Origin of the sequence: Bacillus sp. BB51/4 (assembly GCF_008368845.1) — a bacterium.
GTDB lineage: Bacteria > Bacillota > Bacilli > Bacillales > Bacillaceae_G > Bacillus_A > Bacillus_A wiedmannii.
In genome coordinates this window covers 338393-357006 of sequence record NZ_QOSC01000013.1, presented here as the reverse complement: position 1 = coordinate 357006, position 18614 = coordinate 338393, and the positions used below count along the sequence as shown (strand labels likewise).

Genomic DNA, 18614 nt, shown 5'->3' with positions numbered 1-18614 from the left:
TATTTTCAATCCACTAATCGCTTCATATCACGTATAATGTCTTCGTATGGCGTATTACTAATGCCACTATACTTTTTCATTACTTTTCCGTTTTGATCAATTAAATAAAATGATGTACCATGCATGACCTGACCATTCTCCGGCTTATCTACAAGTGATTGGAAATTATCTTTTGAAAACTTCGTAATATCTTCTAACGAATATCCCGTTAATAAATTCCAGTTACTAGTATCCTCTGTAAACTTTTGAATAAAAGCTTTCAGATTTTCCGGCTTATCAAGGTCTGGATCTACACTAAATGAAACAAACTGAACGTCTATCTTCTCTTCTTTTGCCATCTTTTGCAGCTTGGCCATATTTGCAGTCATTGGTGGACAAACTGTTTGACAATTTGTGAACATAAAATCTGCAACCCAAACTTTCCCTTTTAAATCTTTTGTACCAAATGACTTTCCATCTTGATTTGTAAATTGGAAAGTTTCTAAATCCCAATTCAATGGTTTACGAAGCTTTGAACCCGATCCACTACATCCAGCAAGTACAAAGAGACAAAATACAACCATAAGACCAATTATTTTTTGATAACGCTTCATTTATAAACCTCTTTTCTCTATCCTAAATTTAAATAGGTTATGTTTATCATAACAAAAGTTAACACTACGAGAAAATTGTTTACTACATTTGTTCACGAAATCGTACGAATTTACGTATGTTACTTCTTTATTTCAAGCCAATTACTAGACAAAATTTATTTTTTTACTATTATTTCTCTAAATAGAAGTTGCAAAACTAATTTTATTGTTACTTTTGTAAACGCATCCCCCTATTTTTTAACAATTCCTTAAACATTCATCCATGTTATACACTGTATTCCTTAACAACATTTCGGTACAATACAATTACAACGATTTTAAATGAGGTGATGTTCATGACAAAACGTTATGAAAACATGGATAATGTGAGTACAAAAAAATCAATTCGTTCCTTTATACGTTGGCGAAAAGAACGAAAACAAAATAAAAAGGATTTTTCTTTTTTAGTAGAACAATCACCTGTTAAACAAAGTAAATTCCTACAAAACAACTTTGAAAAGACGTCTGTAACTTGGATTGGTCATTCCACATTCCTTATCCAAACGAATGGGCTGAATATATTAACAGATCCAGTATGGGCTACTAAATTAAAATTAGTTCCAAGACTTACTGAACCTGGTCTTTCTATACAAGAACTACCTAAAATTGATATTGTCCTCATTTCACACGGTCATTATGATCATTTAGATTTTTCATCGCTTCGCCAGCTAAATGATGATGTTTTATACCTTGTACCTATTGGACTGAAAAAACTATTTACTCGCAAAAAATTTACTCGTGTAGAAGAGTATAATTGGTGGGAAAATACAATCATTAATGATGTTTCCTTTCACTTCGTACCTGCTCAGCACTGGACGAGAAGATCCTTATTTGATATGAATACATCACATTGGGGTGGATGGATTATTAATAATGAACCAACGAAAGAAACCGTTTATTTTTGTGGTGACAGTGGCTATTTCCAAGGTTTCAAAGAAATTGGCAGACGCTTTTCAATTGATATTGCCCTTATGCCAATTGGCGCTTATGAACCAGAGTGGTTTATGAAAGCATCTCATGTTTCACCTGAAGAGGCAGTGCAAGCTTATTTAGATTTAAACGCTACACACTTTATACCGATGCATTACGGAGCTTTTGCCCTCGCCGATGAAACACCCCGCGAGACAGTAACAAGGCTTCGAAATAATTGGAATTTACGTATGTTACCGTGGGAACAACTGCATGTACTCTTTTTAGGCCAAACCTTTACTTATAATAACGCAACAAACGGTAAGCAAGTAAATGAAAAAATTGAAACATTACACGTATAACGTAACTACTTATTTTCTATATCCAACATATACTATAGAAAATCATAAAGTAAAACTTTAATCAGTGGGTGTTTTCTATGAATGAATATTTACAGACTCGCTATATCATTAGCGGGAGTGCCTGTATAACCCTTCTTATTTCTTACTTTCTATTCACATAAAAAAAAGCTACTTGAAAATTCATTTCAAGTAGCTTTTTATTACTCTGCTAAATACATAAATCCAATTGCACCTGGACCTGTATGAGTACTAATAATAGGCGTTGTAAAGAAAATTTCTGATTGAGCAAATCCACTCACTTTTTCAACAGCCGCTTTTACATTTTCAGCTAAAGGAATTGCTTTCGCATGCGGAATTGCAACAGCTTTTACAACTTTTCCAGCTGTATCTTCCTCAAATAACTTAGCTAACGTTTTTACAATTTGACCTTGGCTACGCACTTTCGTTACAGGGTTATAAACACCATCTTCAAGGCTAGCAATTGGCTTTATATTAAGTAGCGAACCGATAAACGCTTTTCCTTTACCGATACGCCCACCCTTCACTAAATTTTCTAATGTATCTACTACTACATATAAACGAGTATTCTTTCTCACTTCATCTACACGTTTTAAAATTTCTTCTAGTGAGCGTCCTTCATTTGCCATTTTTGCAGCTTCTATTACTTGATATGCTAAAGCATGTGTAATAAATTGAGAATCAACAACTGTTACTTTTGTGTCGGTCATTGATGCAGCACTATTGGCAGTTGCCACAGTACCACTCATTCCACTTGTCATATGAATGGAAAGTACTTCACTTCCATCTTCACCTAACTTGTCATACATTTCTACAAATGTACCCATTGCCGGTTGTGATGTTTTTGGTAATTCCTCTGATTTGATCATTTCTTCAATAAATTCATCAGGTTGTAAATCAACGCGATCTAAATACGTTTGTCCATTTACAGAGATTGATAATGGTAGCACATGAATGCCATACTTTTCGATTACATCCTGCGTTAAATCTGCAGTTGAATCTGTTACAATTTTAATTTTTTGCATATTATATTCTTCCCTTTCCAATACGCTCTCCTTGTTATTATACTAGCATTCCCTGTGCTTTCAACAATTTCGAACAAATTTCACCAAATTAATTATATTTTTATATCTAAAATGAAAAAGACAGAGTTTACTAACCCTGTCCATACTCTGTATCATGCATTTTTTTCAAGGGTATTTGTTTTATATACATTTAAATAATCATTCCACTTCAAACAATTTTGCAAATATTCACGGAAAGAATACGAAAATCTTGGGTGCTTTTGTTTTTGAATTTTTGCAATAAATAATTGAAGACGAGACTGAATTAGAAACGATAATGGATGCTGTGCCTGTAGGACAGGGATTTCGAATATTTTAATACAATCCCCTGTTGAATGAGTGAAATAAAAACTTTTCGTAATCACAATATCAATCCTCTTTTTCATTGGATTTTTGAACTTCCTCTACTTTACGCTATAACACGTTGTTTAAAGTGGAGACTTCTATGAATACAAAAGTATCCTTAGTCAATCCCTGTAGTCCTTTTGGTTAGAAGATTTACACTCTATTTATCCTCCGTCCTAAATATCGATCAGACAGGAATCCCGTTATCCGTATATTGCTTAATAATTTTAGTATAAACTTAGCAAAGCGCAAAGTTTGTCTAAATTTTGGAGATTCTATAATTTTTTTCTTCTATATATTGTATACGTTTATGTCTAAAGTATAACAAATAAATAAAAAAAGTGCCTTTATAACGAGGCACTTTTCGACTGTATTTCTTCTTCTCTTTTCTTTTTCCGCTTACTGACAATCTTTGATAAAGCGATACTAATTTCATAAATACAAATAAGTGGTACCGCTACTAAACTATGTGATAAAAAATCCGGCGGTGATATACACGATGCAATGATAATCAATGCTACGTAAGCATACCTTCTTATTTTTATTAGCAATTCCGCCGTTAACAGTCCAATACTCGTTAAAAACATGACAACTACAGGTAATTCAAAAATTACAGCAAATGGAACTGTTAAATTAAGAACAAAATGAAAATACTTTTCTGTCGTAAACATCGTATTAAACATTTCATTACCTATCGTAGTTAAAAAATGAAATAAAAACGGCATTACAACGAAATATCCAAAACATAAACCTGCAATAAATAATATAGACAATACCGGTATATACATTACTGTCATTTTTTGTTCATTTGGATGTAAACCCGGTTTTACAAATAACCAAATTTGTATAGCAGCAAAAGGAATTGTACAAACGATAGCAAATACTGTAGCAATCGAGAAAAAAATCCATAATACATCACTTGGACCGAGAACAGTTAATTTCATTGGTAAATCTTTTACTAGCCAAAAATAAATATCCTTCGTAAAAGTAAATCCGATAATTAAAAATAGGACAAAGGATAGTACTGTATATATTACTCGTTTGCGAAGCTCAACAATATGTTCTACTACGCTCATTTCCCGATCTTCCATCTCGTTCACCACACTTTATTTATCCATTTCGAGGAAAATTCATTACATTTTTTCTTTCTTTTCCTTCTCTTGAAATGCATCATCAGTCAATTCTTTCGTTGATTTTTTGAATTCTTTTAACGTTTCCCCTAAAGCCTTTCCGATTTCTGGCAATTTTTTCGGCCCAAACAAAATGAGTACAGCTACTAAAATTAAAATTAATCCTGGAAAGCCAATATTTGAAAACATTTCTCCATCCCCTTTATTAGTAGATTCCTTGTCCTACTATTGCATAATTTTATTTTGTCAAAAAAGTTTGAAAACGTCAACAAATCCATTGCCTTTTGTCAAAAAAATTCAAAAATATAATCAATTATACAAATTTCATTTTCTATTGCCCTTGTGTATGATATGGTAAGGGAAATGACATATTATTTTATGATAGTAGAAAGGATTTGCATTATGACTGAAAAAATGACACGAATGACGCATTTTGTGAAAGAAGAAATTGCAAATGCAATTACACATGGTATCGGTGCCATTTTAAGCATCCCTGCCTTAATTATATTAATTATTCATGCCTCTAAGCATGGTACCGCATCTGCTGTAGTTGCATTTACGGTTTATGGTGTAAGCATGTTTTTACTGTACTTGTTTTCGACCTTGTTACATAGCATTCATCATCCAAAAGTAGAAAAATTATTTACTATACTAGATCACTCAGCCATTTATTTATTAATCGCTGGCACATATACTCCTTTTTTACTTATTACGCTTCGCGGACCATTAGGCTGGACGTTACTCGCTATTATATGGACACTAGCACTCGGAGGTATCATCTTCAAAATTTTCTTTGTACGTCGCTTTATTAAGGCATCAACATTATGCTATATCATAATGGGATGGCTCATAATCGTTGCTATTAAACCACTTTATGAAAATCTAACTGGACATGGTTTTTCACTACTTTTAGCAGGTGGAATTTTATATTCTGTAGGGGCTATATTCTTCCTTTGGGAAAAGTTACCTTTCAATCATGCCATTTGGCATCTTTTCGTTTTAGGTGGTAGTGCGATGATGTTCTTCTGCGTACTCTTTTATGTCTTACCTACAGCATAAAAAAGGTTTCAGCTTATATTAAGCTGAAACCTTTTTTATTACTTATGTAATTGTGATGCGATAACATCCTGTGTATGCTTCGTTAATTCTTTAATATCCATATTCGCATACTCTTCAGGTGTAATCGGCTTAGAAATTGTTACTGTTGCATGAGCTGGTTTCATACGGTTTCCATTCGCTTCAAACATTTTATATGTCCCATCTAACGTTACAGGTAAGATTGCTACACCTGACTTTACTGCAAGGTGAAAACTCCCAGCCTTAAACTCTCCAATTTCGCCACCCTTACTTCTCGTCCCTTCTGGGAAGATTACGATAGAATGCCCGTTCTTTAACAGCTCAATTCCATCTTTAATCGCTTGAAGAGATTGACGACGATCATTACGAACCATAAATACACAATTCATAAGTTCCATCCAAGTTGGTACAACTGGAAACTTCTTAATCTCTGCTTTTGAAACAAATCCAATTGGTTTATTTAAGTAACCTAGTAAAACAGGAATATCCATATTACTCTGATGATTACTTACAACTAGTACCGGCTTATCTTTTGGAACATTTTCCAGACCATTTACTTCAATTGCCCCACCAGCTACACGTACCATTTTCTTACCAAACCAATTTGTCGTTTTATACACAACATTATCTTTTTCTTGTGGCGACATCGTATTTACTTGTCTTTTCAGACGCCACATTCTCGGTGTAATCGCAATTACGATTAAAATTAAATAAAAGATTTTAAAAAACGTTTGAATCATACAGAACCCCCACCTATTATCATTCCGACCTTCATTATACTAGACAAACGAAGGAAAAAGAAGAAAAAATGTCCAAACAGCAAGTGCTTGGACATTTTTAAGTATTCTATATTAGAAACGTTTTGCTAATTCACGAGCATTAGCAATTGCTGCTTCTTTAATTTCTGGTGCTTTTTCAGGGTTTGCATTCATACCTTCAACTGCAATGTATTCAGTTTCATTTACACCGATGAATCCTAATACTGTTTTTAAGTGATTGCGGCCGAAGTCTACAGCTGCGTATGCTCCTTCAGAATAAACGCCACCTGTTGCTTGAATATGAAGTGCTTTTTTGCCTTCTAATAAGCCAACTGGACCATTTTCAGTATACTTGAATGTTTTACCTGCGATTGCTAAGTTATCTAAGTATGCTTTTACTACTGGTGGATAGCTAAAGTTCCACATTGGAGTTACGAATACATAACGATCTGCATGCATAAATGTTTCTAAGTTTGTGTTCATTGCTGCAACTTTTTGTTGTTGAACTTCAGTTAAAGTTTCAAAACCTTCACCTGCTGCAAATTTACCCCAAGCAGCGAATACATCTGCATCGATTACTGGGACTGTAGTGTTGAATAAATCAATTGTTACAACTTCGTCTTGTGGATGTTCGTTTTTATAAGCCTCGATGAAAGCTTCCCCTACTGCCACTCCGAAAGAACCTTCTGCTGAATTTGGATTTGCTGTAATAAATAGTACTTTTGTCATTGTATTCTCTCCCTTTTACACATTTTATCTTTAATTTGAGATTTATATTTCGAAAGTAAATAACTTACCTTATGTAAGTATAATACAAAAAGTCATGTTCAATGTCAATAAAAAATAGCTGCTTTTTTTTCGTAAGTTAATAAACACTATCTTTTCAATACGTTTTGGTGAAACAAAAAACTACCTCCACATTCCATGGAGATAGTCTTCATCATTTTCTATTTTTGAAACACATGTTTCACTTTTTCAGCTGGAATATTACTTCCGCCTCTACCTTTTACATCTTCAATCATCATTGTAATGACCATATCTGGTGAATTCAAATCAAATGCAGCGAACCAGCCTAGTTCTTTTCCTTCGGCCTCTTTCGATACTTTTAATTCCGCTGTCCCTGTTTTTCCAGCAAGAGTCATTCCATCAATTTTAGCAATTTTCCCTGTACCGTCTGGATCATTAATTACTTTCGTCATAGCAGTTTTTAATATATCCTGATTTCCTTTAGAAATTACATTTTCTTTCCAAGCTTTTGGTTGTTTATCTGTTTTAATAATATACGGTGATGGAATCGTTCCATCATTTACAATTGGCGCATACGTTAAAGCTAAATGAAGAGGAGTCATTAATACTTGTCCTTGTCCATATCCTGTATCTGCCATTTGAATATCATTTTTAATACCATCATTTGCGATTTTAGAAGCTGGGAATCCATATTCAATTGGTAATTTCTCATCGAATCCGAATTTTTTCGCTTCACTCATAAACTTGTCTTTTCCGATTTTCAAAGCTTCTTGTGCGAAATAAATATTATCCGAGTATTTCATCGCCTTATCCAAATCAATCGGATTTGCATCTTTCACACGTGTTACATAATAATTACCCCAAGAAGAATCTTTTGTCCATTTTAATCCTTCAATTTTCAACTCTTCTTTTGGATCAATCGTTTTCGTTTCAAGACCAATTGCAGCTGTAATAGGCTTAAATACAGATCCTGGAACTGATAATTGTGTAAATCGATTCGTCATCGGTTTTTTCGGATCATTATTCCATGCTTCGCGTTGTGCCTTCGATGTCCCTCGTGCAATTATATTAGGATCATATGCTGGACTACTTACTAGTGCAATTGTTTCTCCACTTTTCGGATTAATTGCTGCACTTGAACCAGCTTCGCCCTTCATTTCATTATACGTTTTTTCTTGAACAGCACTATCAATAGTTAAAGTTACATTTTCTCCATCAACAGCATCTGTTTTTGCTAAATTTTTAATTTCTTTTCCTTGCGCATCTTCTACAAAGACACGGCCACCTTTTTTACCGCGTAGCTTTTCCTCTAATACTTGCTCTAAACCGGCTTTACCAACTGGATCATCAGCTTGATAGCCTTTCTTTTGTAGCGTTTTTAAATCTTCAGCATTTACCTTTCCAATATAACCAGTCAGATGAGCTGCCGCTTCCCCTAACGGATATGTACGAACATTTACAGGTTTTGTTGAAACACCTGGTAAATCAATGTACGTATTTTGCGTTGCCCCCTCAGGCAAAATTCCAATTGGTACGAGATACCCTGGTTTTACCCATTTAGCAGCTAGTTTTTGATCAATTTCTTCTACAGACATATTTAATAACTTCGCTACTGTCTCTTTCGTTTGCGGAGCAGTATCGTCTAATTTTTCTGGAACTATTCCAATTTCAGAAGCTTTCCCATTCGTTGCAAGACCTTTTCCATTACGATCGTATATTTCACCACGTTTTGGCTCTGTCGTTTGCATACGCACTTTACTATCTTTTGTCATACCTGGGAATATAAAATCAGGAGTCCAATCTATTTTCCAAGATTCTTTATCTCCATCTTTTTCTTTCACCATTTTTGCTTCATGGGCAAAATTGATTTTACCACCGACTGTATCCATACTTACTTTAAAAGGAACAGGACCTTCATCTTTTTTATCTTCTTTTACTTCTCCTGCTTCTACTTTTAAGTTTTTCACTTCAATGCCAGAATAAATTTTTTCATATTTCTCAGTGAACTCTTTCTTCGAAATATCTTTTTTTGCCTTTTCTGATAATTGATCATACATTTCTGCAAATTTTTGTTTATTCCATGCTTTTGTATATGTATCAAACGCTTCTTGTGGTTTTTCTTCTTTACCGCATCCAACTAACATGAACGTTAAGCAAAGAAAAAGAATCCCCCATATCTTTCTCAATCAATTCTCCTCCTCTTTCTATATGAATACTTTTGAAAATTTTAGCATTTTTACATGCTAGATTTCATTATAGCACTATTGAATATCATCTATAAACTTATATTAACGAATACAAATAAAAAGATTGATGTGAATTTCACATCAATCCTTATTATTATTGTTGTTTCTCATATACATGATAATAGTACGTATACGGATTCTTTTCATCCGTTAAACCTTTTTCAACAAAAACTTCTTTCCAATTTGTCATATCCATTTCTGGAAAGAATGTATCACCTTCAAATGCGTAGTGGATTTTTGTTATATATAACTTGTCTACGTAAGGTAAAAAGAGATCATAAATTTGCGCTCCACCAAAAATAAAAATCTCCTCTTCATTTTTGCATAGTTCAAACACTTCTTCTACAGAATGTGCTACTTCACAACCTTCAACATGATACCCTTCATTACGAGTTACAATAATATTACGTCTTCCAGGCAGTGGTCTACCAATCGCTTCGTAGTTCTTTCTGCCCATAATAAGTGAATGGCCCATCGTTGTTTTCTTTACATACTGCAATTCACTTGGTAAACGCCAAGGTAAATTATTATCTTTGCCAATTACTCTATTCTCGTCCATTGCGACCATAAATGAAACAATCATTTTTTCATCTCCTCTACAATTATACTGCAACCGGTGCTTTAATTGCTGGGTGTGGATCATATCCTTCAATTGTTAAATCTTCCATTTCAAAATCGAATACAGATTTCACATCTGGATTTAATGTAAGTTTCGGGAATGGACGTGGTTCACGTGCCAATTGCTTTTCTACTTGTTCAAAATGATTCGTATAAATGTGTGCATCTCCAATTGTATGAACAAATTCTCCCACTTCAAGATCACATTCATGTGCAATTAAATGTGTTAGCAGTGAATAACTTGCAATGTTAAATGGAATTCCAAGGAATATGTCACCACTTCTTTGATATAGCTGACAAGAAAGTTTGCCATCTGCTACATAAAATTGGAATAACGTATGACAAGGTGGTAATGCCATACTTGGTACATCTTCAGGATTCCAAGCAGAAACAATTAAACGACGTGAGTCCGGCGTTTTTTTGATCATTTCAATTACATCTTTTAATTGATCAAGTGTCTCACCAGCTGTCGTTTTCCAAGCACGCCACTGCTTACCGTATACGTCTCCTAAATAACCAAATTTATTTGAGAAATCATCATCTTCTAAAACGTTCTTTTTAAACAATTCCATTTGCTCATCGTATTGCACTTTAAATTCTTCATCTTGTTGTGAGCGAAGACCGAAATCAGTCATATCAGGACCAGTATACTCATCGCTTTCTACCCAGCTCTTAAATGCCCATTCATTCCAAATATTATTATTATGCTGCAATAAATAACGAATATTTGTATCACCTTTCATAAACCAAAGCAGTTCACTTGCTACAAGGCGAAATGGCACTCTCTTTGTCGTTAATAAAGGAAAACCTTTACTTAGATCAAAACGCATTTGATATCCAAATACAGATACAGTGCCTGTCCCTGTACGATCTTCTTTCTTCGTACCATGCTCCATTACATGGCGGCATAAATTTAAGTATTCATATTCAGCATGTTTCATATGTAGTAAAACCTTCTTTCAATCTTATATGAAATTTATCATAACATGAAAAACAGTGAATTTAATAATCTTGATTAATAAAATTTCATTTCAATAATTCTTACAAAATTATTAACTTTCCATAATTAAAAAGGTTTTCATTTTCTATTACCGAAAGTATAGTGCGGTAGGATAAAATTTATATTTGGAGGTTAGAAGTATGTCTAAAATTGAAACTCCTGTTATGACTTCTTTACAAACAACGGTTGAAAAAATGATGAAGGATTTAAACGTTCCTGGAGCTGCTGTGGCTGTTATAAAAGACGGTGAAGTTATTATTTCAGAAGGATTTGGCTATCGAAATCTAGAGACAAAAGACACTGTTACACCGAGTACTCGGTTCGCAATCGGTTCCTCAACGAAAGCTTTTGGCACACTTTCATTAAGCTTATTAGCACAACAAAAAAAGTTTAATTGGGATACTCCTATCCAGTCTTATATACCTAACTTCTCTTTATCTGAACTACTTGCTAGCTCACAAGTTACCGGACGAGATTTAGCTTCTCATCGAACTGGTGTAAGCCGTCATGAGGCTCTTTGGTATAGCTCTTCCTTATCTCGAAAAGATCTCGTTGAAAAAATAAAACATTTACCACTTGATGCTCCGTTTCGTACAGCATTTCTTTATAACAACTTAATGTATGCGACAATTAGTTATATTGTAGAAAACATTACGAATCAAACATGGGAACAATATGTTGCAGAACATATTTTAGAGCCTTTAAATATGGATCAAACAAACTTCTCTGTTACAGACTCACAAAATACAGATGATTATGCATTACCTTACGTTGAAAATGACGGTAAAATAAAAGAAGTTCCATTCCATAACATCGATACGGTCGGCGCTGCCGGGTGTATTAATTCTACAATTGAAGATATGGCAAATTGGGTCCTTCTTCACTTAAACGAAGGGAAATTTGGAGATCATGAATTAATCTCCTCTGAATTATTACAACAAATGTATACACCACATAATTCCATTCCAGATCAACCAGTTTTATCACTTCCGGAATCTCCATTAAATAGTTATGGTCTTGGTTGGTTTATTAGCGCTTACCGTGGTAATAAGGTAATTCATCATGGCGGTAATATTGATGGGTTTTCAGCACTTGTTTCATTCATACCAACAGAAAACATAGGCCTTGTTATTTTAACGAATGCTGGAGACACATTACTACCTACTTATCTCGCTAATCAAATTTATGACGAACTACTTGAATTAGAATTCATTGATTGGCATAAACGTGCTGTAGAAGATACTGAAAAAATGAAGGAAATGATGAAAGAAGCAACTGAATCCATTCCTGAACAAATTAAAGGGACTACACCTTCTCACAAGTTAGAAGATTATACCGGTATTTTCGAGCATCCTGCATACGGAACATTACGAGTATACAAACGAGATGATTCGTTATTTGTACAATTTATGGGGATGGATATTCAATTAGCTCATCATCATTACGACATCTTCTCTGCAAAAGTTGATTTATTCCAAATGAAAATGAGTTTATTATTCGCTTATGAAATGAATGTAAGTGGTGAATTCCCATCCCTTCAGTTACATGTACCAGCTATGTTAAGTACGCAGCCGCTTGTATTTAAGAAAATCAAATAAATATTTTAATAGAGGGAAGATAACACTTCCCTCTATTCCCCTTTTCTCTATGCAAAAAAAAGGATAATACGTAAAGGATACAGAATTCTATTATTCAACTAATTAAATTATTAGGAGGAAAAGCTGTGTACACAGAAATTTTCAAAGAAATTGTTTCGATTACTCATCACGATTATTCAGGTTGTATAGATAAGAAAGGATGGGACGATCCTACTACATATTTACAGACAGTCGAGAAACTAGAGAAACAAGGAGAACTAACACCAGTACAATTTACTGAAATTGTAGGTGATTACTTACTAGATTTTAAAGATAATCATATGTTTTTTAAAGTGCACTCTAACAATCAACCTCTTAACAGTATTGGCTTCCAGGTGAAAAGATACGAAGACCGCCTATATATTACATCCACTTCACATGAAGTAAGAGTGAAAAAAGGACAGTCAATTTTAGCATTAGATAATATGAAAATTCCTGAGCTATTAATAAAATATAAGAAATATTTAAATGAGAATACATATGAACGCGAAAAATGGGATTATGTTTTATTACAATCATCAACTTGTACACTTATAAATGAAGATGGCGTAATCGAAACCATTACTTTACAAAAGTATAAACAAAATGAATACACGCCTATTTATTCATTTAAACAGCATAATAAAGACACACTCTTAATTACTTTGACTGATTTCGCAAATACTGAAGCGATTAATAAATTATTAGACTCACACAAAAATGAGCTTAATTCTTTTCCGAACTTAATTATTGATGTGCGTTTGAATCGTGGTGGAAGTGATGATGCATTTTTTAAATTACTTCCTTACTTATTCGAAGACAAAGAGATCTCCCTTTTAGATTCTTCAGATACAATGCAATTAAATCATACAGAACGAAACTATCAATTACGTATGAAAGACATCGAAATGGAAGATTATGATTCTTTAGACGAACTTTCCAAATTATTCACAGATATATTTATTCAAGATTTAAAAAGGAATTATAAAAAAGGATTCGTTACATTTGATACTTCTGAGTTACCAAAAGAACTTCAATCATTAAAAATACACGGACGAAAATCACCTTGTAGAGTAGTTATATTAACAGATGTTACATGTGGAAGTTCTGGTGATTCTTTTGTAAAAGTTGCAAAAAAATCATTGAAAGTAAAAGTAATAGGTCGTCCTACTGCTGGTTTAAATGATTATTCTAATTTAGCGGTAATGGAATGGGCTGATACATTCGCACTTTACTACCCTACTTCACGGCTCTCTATTATAGATAAAGGCGAAGGAATGTCCGGAATTGGTATACAACCGCATATACATATCCCCTGGACTCCGGAACATATACAGGAAGATGTAGATTTAAAGTTAGCATTACAACTGCTTCAAAATGAAGAATGGTAAAAAAATAAAGGTAGATGTGAATCACACCTACCTTTCCTATTTCATAGCAATCTTTTCTGGCTGAAACCAGATTGGCTTTAATAACTCAAAGTTTTTATGATCCTCTAAAACGATAGTAAGGCGTTCTAACGTATCCTCTAACATATGCGGTGCTGCTCGTAAGGACCACACAACTGATGAGAAAACTGTCATGCCAACGTACACCGCATATAAGTTCCAGAACTCCTCTGGTATTCCCCCATTAAAGTAGCCTTCTATTTGTCCGATTGAATACGGAATACTAATGTCTCTTGCAAATAGTGCAATTTTTACGAAATCATGAAGTGGGTCACCCCAATCATAGCCATTAAAATCAACAACACCTACATATTTCGCATCACGTACAATTATATTTTCTAAATGAAAATCATCGTGTTGAAATCGATTTGGGCGGTTCTTTAAATATATTTCATTTTCATCTATAAACTTTATGATTTTATCATCATTTTTTATTTTTATTCCACATGTTTTATATGCCTCTACATATTTTCGATGTTTTTCCATTGCTCTTTCATACCATGGAAGGATATCCTTAGGAGCTTCATATGTATGCATTTTTGCTAAATCTTTTCCTGCTTCTATACCAATATCATATTGTTCTTTTTGTTTATATGTAGGCAATAGCTTCTTCGCATCTTCCCCTTCTAAATATGAAAAAATGCCATAGCATACACCTTCTTCTGCCAACAAACCCATTTCAATTGGTTTTTGTGCTTGCACACTACGGTTTTGCATTTCATTTAAAATTTGAAACTCTATTTTCTTTCTTTCATACTCTTTTATATCGCCTGTCCGTAATAAATATTTTTCGTTATTCGCACTCGTAATTATATATTTCTTATCCGGTGAGAAACCTTTGGAGATTTCTTCAATATTAACTGCATCTTTTACTATTTGTATATTGTTTTGCCACGCTGTAATTGTTTTCATTTTTATTCCCCTTGCATTTCTACATTTGATGTATACGCTACTTCTACAATAAACCCATTCGGATCGTAAAAAGAAATGGATTCCTCCAAATTTGCTACCCAAAATTCAATATGATGAATACCTGCTCAAAGTGTATTCATATTAAGAATACGCCCCTTGTACTACTTGTACAATTTCCATTGGTGTATTGACCATATAATCTGGTGCATCTTTTTTCACTGTTTCAATAACATCATACCCCCAAGATACCCATATTACATTCACCCCAGCCTTTTTACACGCTGCTACGTCTCGCTGTTCGTCACCGACGTATAACATATCTTTCTCTGTTATTTTTTTCGATTTTAAAAATCTTTTTATCATTTTATCTTTACCGAACAAATTTTTAGAACAATATACCTCTTGTATATTTTCTATATCATTATTGTGTAAAAATGCCCGAATATGCTCTTCTGAGTTAGAAGATATAACGGCAATTCCGTATCCTTTTTTATGCAGTTCATCTAATACATCCTTCATCCCATGAAACAAAATAAGATCTTTTATAGCGGGTTGATACAATTTATAAAACTCCAGCGCTAATATCGGTAGTTTATACAATGGTACATCAAGTTGTTTACATCTCTCTGGCATCGTTAATTTACGCAAATACTCAATTTCTTCTTCCCTTACCGTTTTATATCCGTGCTTTTCAGCAATTTGATTATAAATTGGTACAAATATATTTTGTGAATCTACTAATGTGCCATCAAAGTCAAAAACAATATATTTTTGCATTCCCATACTCCCTTACTTCTTTTTTCCTAAACCTATTTTATTCAACAATATAGTTGCCTTACCCTTCTATAAGCATAAAAAAGAACAAGATTTTCTCTTGTTCTTTTTAAGAAAGCCACTTTGGCGGTACATTCGTATTCCAATAAATATTCCCTAATTCATGGTGTCCTGAGTACCCATCATCAAAACGGTGATAGTGGAAATTAAAATAATAACCATCTTGCGGTGGATGATCTCTTCTTACATGAAATCGCAATAAGTCATTTCCTGATTTCGTGTCATACACATGAAAAATCTTTTCATTATTTCCGCCAGCTGGTCTTTGAGAAATTGCTAATGATTGCAATGACTCCTCTGGCACATCACTTGCAAGCTCGGCAATTGCCTCTTCAATTTTCGGTAATATTACATCTTTAAACTCATCTTCAATTACTGGACCAATTTTAGTGCCAAACTTTTGCATCGACTGCTTCTCTGCTTCTTGCATTGCGTACGTAATAAAAGTATCAGTGGTTAACCTGTCATTCGTTTCTTCATATGTATAGGACGTACTCTCCAAATTTTGTTGCCCAGCTGTGCTCGTAGGCTTGTCCGCAGCTTTGGCATTATCAAGCAATATGGAAGGAGGCGTCACTAAACCAAATGTAAATACGGTAATTAATGCGACTAAGGTTTTTCTAAACCAATTTGGCATGTATGTTCCCTCCCCTTTCACTCATTATGTTTTATATAACGGTTGTACCTTCTATTATACAAAATGATTGTAATTTTTGCACTTTACAATTTTGTTAACGTTCACATATTTTTCACTTGAATATGAAATTGTAAGATTTCATACAATATAAATACAACAACAATGAGGAGGCAATCAGATGACTTTAGATGTCATGTATTCCGCTGCAAGCATACTCGTTTTAGTATATTTCCTTTATCAATGTGTAACAGATTAAAAAAAGAGCCATTTTCCGGCTCTTTTTCTATGGTAAAAATACAATCCAACCAATCCATACTATAAAAATAATCCCGGCAATTACAGCTGGTAATAAATAAAAATGAGAAAGTATAACTATTCCATACAAAAGCAGTACTGGAAGTAATAAATAGCGATCTGCCTTCCATCTTAACAGTAGTAATTTTCCTTCATCACAATATAAATGAAGAAACATTTTTTTCGTAAATTCATTCCAATAATCGCGCGCATAACGAGAAATTGCAACTAAAGAAAATACAAGAATAATAGCTACAATCCACCTCGGACTCATGATAATACTTACAGTACTTATACATACAATTTGAATATAAAATATTCGTGCACTACTTGTACGGAAAAATTCTTTTAAAAAGGATTCAACAATACGAGAATCTTTTTTCTTCCCTAAAAACTTTTTAGAACGTGGAAACATCCACGGCTTTTTATTCGAACTACTCGGTTTAGCCGCATGACCACCAACTTGCATAATCCCACTCGTCCAGCGCATACTTTCTTCTTTCTCTTTCTCAACTTCTTTAAAAAAGCAATTTTTATAATTTAGTTTTTCTTTTATTAATACGATGATTAATAAAACTGCTAGACCGATACATAGTATAGAATAAAAGGAATTTTTATAAATAAGAAACAGACTCAATCCAAAAAAGGATAGACTTATAGAAAATATCACATTTTTTACAATCCATATTAGCCATCGTTTCCCCACACGTATATGAATAAATCTCGTTAACAACGATAACATAAATCGAAATGCAGTAAAGAATAGCCAAAATAATATGATTTGTACCTGCGCCACTCCAATACTTTTCATCAACACGGGTAACATAGCAACTACTACCACTACATTCGTTATCGCTATTCGAATGAACGTATATGTCATGCCATACTGGATTAACTTTTGCATGTGAGTGGGATAAGAAATTAAAAATAAACTATCCGCTTGTTCAAAAAATGAGCGAACTCCTCTAGAATATGTAATCACATAAAATGCGAGTAGACCTAATCCGAAATAAACTGTCTCTCCCATCGATAATTCTTCCATCCATAGTGAACGATAATAAATCCCTATAAATATAAGTGCAGGAATAATAATATATAGTGCAACCGTCCAATCAGTTATAGAACGTATGGACTTCCATTTACGCCCCAGTTCATGGCGCAATCTTTTATAAAATTGTTGTTTAATCATGCTGTTCACGCCTTACGATTACATCAAAACAGTCTAATAATGAACTCCCTGGCATTTCCGCTAACGTTTGGATAGATTCTAAATGTCCATCTGCGACTAATGTACCTTGTGAAATGAGTAAAAATCTCTCACAAATTCTTTCAGCTGTATCTAATACGTGCGTACAAAGTAAAATTCCTGCGCCACGTTCTTTTTCTTTATATAAATAACTTAAAAACTCTTTCGTAGCTACTGGATCTAAACCGATAAAAGGTTCATCAATGATATAAAAATCTGGTTCAGTTAAAAATGCCAAAATGAGCATCGATTTTTGTTTCATACCTTTTGAAAACTTTGATAAATACTCATGTTTATGTTTATCCATTCGAAACATATGTAATAACTCTTCTGCTTTTCTTTCCCAGCTTCCTACCTCATTCTCGCGAGCAGCCATTAATAGTTCGATATGTTCCCAAAGCGTCAAATAATCATAATATGTCGGGTGTTCCGGCACGTATGCATAAGGATTTTTCTTTTCACCAAATGATATTTCACCAGTCATATTTACAAGTAAACCGAGCATCGTTTTAATCGTCGTACTCTTCCCAGCACCATTCGCACCAATAAGTGCAACTAATTCACCTTTTTCAATTGAAAAGGCAATATCATGAATTGTCTTTTCTCCTATATCATATCCGGCAGAGCGGATATTCACTTCTAACATACATTCCCCTTCTTTCCATTTCCAATACAATCAAGGAAAAGAATAACATATAACTATCTATATATCATTATAAAA

19 protein-coding genes and 1 pseudogene are annotated in these 18614 nt (G+C 33.7%); 4 read left to right on the top strand and 16 right to left on the bottom strand.

Features of this window, described 5'->3' with window-relative positions; genetic code table 11:
• Positions 1 to 5 precede the first annotated feature (5 nt).
• The gene (locus DN392_RS19070) at positions 6 to 593 is read right to left on the bottom strand and encodes an SCO family protein (protein WP_000833345.1); all 588 of its coding nucleotides are present in this window, start codon (positions 591 to 593) and stop codon (positions 6 to 8) included.
• 335 nt (positions 594 to 928) lie between these two features.
• Here DN392_RS19070 and DN392_RS19065 point away from each other — a divergent pair, with 335 nt between their 5' ends.
• Positions 929 to 1903, top strand: coding sequence for an MBL fold metallo-hydrolase (locus tag DN392_RS19065; RefSeq protein WP_088321165.1), 975 nt, complete (start codon positions 929 to 931; stop codon positions 1901 to 1903).
• Positions 1904 to 2103: 200 nt separating this feature from the next.
• Here the strand turns inward: DN392_RS19065 and DN392_RS19060 are convergent, their stop codons facing one another.
• The 4 genes from DN392_RS19060 to DN392_RS19045 form a co-directional block, all read right to left on the bottom strand.
• Positions 2104 to 2946, bottom strand: coding sequence for a DegV family protein (locus DN392_RS19060; protein ID WP_033657798.1), 843 nt, complete (start codon positions 2944 to 2946; stop codon positions 2104 to 2106).
• A 152-nt stretch (positions 2947 to 3098) separates the two neighbouring features.
• Entirely contained in the window at positions 3099 to 3350 is a 252-nt protein-coding gene (locus DN392_RS19055) for a DUF2535 family protein (RefSeq protein WP_000629012.1), read from the bottom strand.
• 327 nt (positions 3351 to 3677) lie between these two features.
• The gene (tatC, locus tag DN392_RS19050; protein WP_000390128.1) at positions 3678 to 4421 is read right to left on the bottom strand and encodes a twin-arginine translocase subunit TatC; all 744 of its coding nucleotides are present in this window, start codon (positions 4419 to 4421) and stop codon (positions 3678 to 3680) included.
• Positions 4422 to 4463: 42 nt separating this feature from the next.
• Positions 4464 to 4649, bottom strand: a complete 186-nt coding sequence (locus tag DN392_RS19045; RefSeq protein WP_000492443.1) for a twin-arginine translocase TatA/TatE family subunit — start codon at positions 4647 to 4649, stop codon at positions 4464 to 4466.
• Positions 4650 to 4862: 213 nt separating this feature from the next.
• Here DN392_RS19045 and trhA point away from each other — a divergent pair, with 213 nt between their 5' ends.
• Entirely contained in the window at positions 4863 to 5519 is a 657-nt protein-coding gene (trhA, locus tag DN392_RS19040) for a PAQR family membrane homeostasis protein TrhA (RefSeq protein ID WP_000136880.1), read from the top strand.
• Between the two features lie 38 nt (positions 5520 to 5557).
• On the opposite strand, the gene DN392_RS19035 is transcribed toward trhA, so the two are convergent.
• The 5 genes from DN392_RS19035 to DN392_RS19015 all read right to left on the bottom strand — a co-directional run bounded on the left by DN392_RS19035 (position 5558) and on the right by DN392_RS19015 (position 10847).
• A complete protein-coding gene (locus DN392_RS19035; RefSeq protein WP_000616595.1) occupies positions 5558 to 6277 on the bottom strand; it encodes a lysophospholipid acyltransferase family protein in 720 nt (239 codons plus the stop codon).
• Positions 6278 to 6388: 111 nt separating this feature from the next.
• A complete protein-coding gene (locus DN392_RS19030; RefSeq protein WP_000170044.1) occupies positions 6389 to 7024 on the bottom strand; it encodes an FMN-dependent NADH-azoreductase in 636 nt (211 codons plus the stop codon).
• Between the two features lie 218 nt (positions 7025 to 7242).
• A complete protein-coding gene (pbpC, locus tag DN392_RS19025; protein ID WP_001227226.1) occupies positions 7243 to 9228 on the bottom strand; it encodes a penicillin-binding protein 3 in 1986 nt (661 codons plus the stop codon).
• A 154-nt stretch (positions 9229 to 9382) separates the two neighbouring features.
• The gene (locus tag DN392_RS19020; RefSeq protein ID WP_000637215.1) at positions 9383 to 9871 is read right to left on the bottom strand and encodes a dihydrofolate reductase; all 489 of its coding nucleotides are present in this window, start codon (positions 9869 to 9871) and stop codon (positions 9383 to 9385) included.
• A gap of 19 nt (positions 9872 to 9890) precedes the next feature.
• Positions 9891 to 10847, bottom strand: coding sequence for a thymidylate synthase (locus tag DN392_RS19015; protein ID WP_000679623.1), 957 nt, complete (start codon positions 10845 to 10847; stop codon positions 9891 to 9893).
• A gap of 199 nt (positions 10848 to 11046) precedes the next feature.
• Between DN392_RS19015 and DN392_RS19010 the strand changes: the two genes are divergently transcribed.
• Together DN392_RS19010 and DN392_RS19005 are read left to right on the top strand one after the other, a co-directional pair.
• Complete coding sequence (locus tag DN392_RS19010; protein ID WP_048566482.1) at positions 11047 to 12504, top strand: serine hydrolase; 1458 nt, start codon at positions 11047 to 11049, stop codon at positions 12502 to 12504.
• A gap of 125 nt (positions 12505 to 12629) precedes the next feature.
• Entirely contained in the window at positions 12630 to 13913 is a 1284-nt protein-coding gene (locus DN392_RS19005) for a S41 family peptidase (protein WP_061672159.1), read from the top strand.
• 36 nt (positions 13914 to 13949) lie between these two features.
• Here DN392_RS19005 and DN392_RS19000 read toward each other — a convergent pair whose 3' ends face one another.
• From DN392_RS19000 to DN392_RS18975, 6 genes and pseudogenes are all read right to left on the bottom strand, one after another.
• Positions 13950 to 14882, bottom strand: coding sequence for an aminoglycoside phosphotransferase family protein (locus DN392_RS19000; protein ID WP_000849650.1), 933 nt, complete (start codon positions 14880 to 14882; stop codon positions 13950 to 13952).
• Between the two features lie 5 nt (positions 14883 to 14887).
• Positions 14888 to 15001, bottom strand: a pseudogene (locus DN392_RS31280) (aminoglycoside phosphotransferase); the annotation flags it as partial.
• A 22-nt stretch (positions 15002 to 15023) separates the two neighbouring features.
• Entirely contained in the window at positions 15024 to 15659 is a 636-nt protein-coding gene (locus DN392_RS18990) for an HAD family hydrolase (protein ID WP_046955676.1), read from the bottom strand.
• Positions 15660 to 15765: 106 nt separating this feature from the next.
• A complete protein-coding gene (locus DN392_RS18985; protein WP_001134419.1) occupies positions 15766 to 16353 on the bottom strand; it encodes a YpjP family protein in 588 nt (195 codons plus the stop codon).
• 283 nt (positions 16354 to 16636) lie between these two features.
• Positions 16637 to 17836, bottom strand: coding sequence for an ABC transporter permease (locus DN392_RS18980; RefSeq protein WP_000595453.1), 1200 nt, complete (start codon positions 17834 to 17836; stop codon positions 16637 to 16639).
• Positions 17829 to 18539, bottom strand: a complete 711-nt coding sequence (locus tag DN392_RS18975; protein ID WP_061672158.1) for an ABC transporter ATP-binding protein — start codon at positions 18537 to 18539, stop codon at positions 17829 to 17831. Before DN392_RS18975 ends, DN392_RS18980 begins: the two co-directional genes overlap by 8 nt.
• Between the last annotated feature and the right edge of the window lie 75 nt (positions 18540 to 18614).

Bases quoted from the DNA above. Each gene is read 5' to 3' on its own strand.
- DN392_RS18990 (WP_046955676.1), bottom strand. From the start codon at position 15,659: ATGCAAAAATATATTGTTTTTGACTTTGATGGCACATTAGTAGATTCA.
- DN392_RS19070 (WP_000833345.1), bottom strand. From the start codon at position 593: ATGAAGCGTTATCAAAAAATAATTGGTCTTATGGTTGTATTTTGTCTC.
- DN392_RS19060 (WP_033657798.1), bottom strand. From the start codon at position 2,946: ATGCAAAAAATTAAAATTGTAACAGATTCAACTGCAGATTTAACGCAG.
- DN392_RS18980 (WP_000595453.1), bottom strand. From the start codon at position 17,836: ATGATTAAACAACAATTTTATAAAAGATTGCGCCATGAACTGGGGCGT.
- DN392_RS18985 (WP_001134419.1), bottom strand. From the start codon at position 16,353: ATGCCAAATTGGTTTAGAAAAACCTTAGTCGCATTAATTACCGTATTT.
- DN392_RS19015 (WP_000679623.1), bottom strand. From the start codon at position 10,847: ATGAAACATGCTGAATATGAATACTTAAATTTATGCCGCCATGTAATG.
- DN392_RS19065 (WP_088321165.1), top strand. From the start codon at position 929: ATGACAAAACGTTATGAAAACATGGATAATGTGAGTACAAAAAAATCA.
- trhA (WP_000136880.1), top strand. From the start codon at position 4,863: ATGACTGAAAAAATGACACGAATGACGCATTTTGTGAAAGAAGAAATT.
- DN392_RS19020 (WP_000637215.1), bottom strand. From the start codon at position 9,871: ATGATTGTTTCATTTATGGTCGCAATGGACGAGAATAGAGTAATTGGC.
- DN392_RS18975 (WP_061672158.1), bottom strand. From the start codon at position 18,539: ATGTTAGAAGTGAATATCCGCTCTGCCGGATATGATATAGGAGAAAAG.
- tatC (WP_000390128.1), bottom strand. From the start codon at position 4,421: ATGGAAGATCGGGAAATGAGCGTAGTAGAACATATTGTTGAGCTTCGC.
- DN392_RS19045 (WP_000492443.1), bottom strand. From the start codon at position 4,649: ATGTTTTCAAATATTGGCTTTCCAGGATTAATTTTAATTTTAGTAGCT.
- DN392_RS19035 (WP_000616595.1), bottom strand. From the start codon at position 6,277: ATGATTCAAACGTTTTTTAAAATCTTTTATTTAATTTTAATCGTAATT.
- DN392_RS19010 (WP_048566482.1), top strand. From the start codon at position 11,047: ATGTCTAAAATTGAAACTCCTGTTATGACTTCTTTACAAACAACGGTT.
- DN392_RS19000 (WP_000849650.1), bottom strand. From the start codon at position 14,882: ATGAAAACAATTACAGCGTGGCAAAACAATATACAAATAGTAAAAGAT.
- DN392_RS19030 (WP_000170044.1), bottom strand. From the start codon at position 7,024: ATGACAAAAGTACTATTTATTACAGCAAATCCAAATTCAGCAGAAGGT.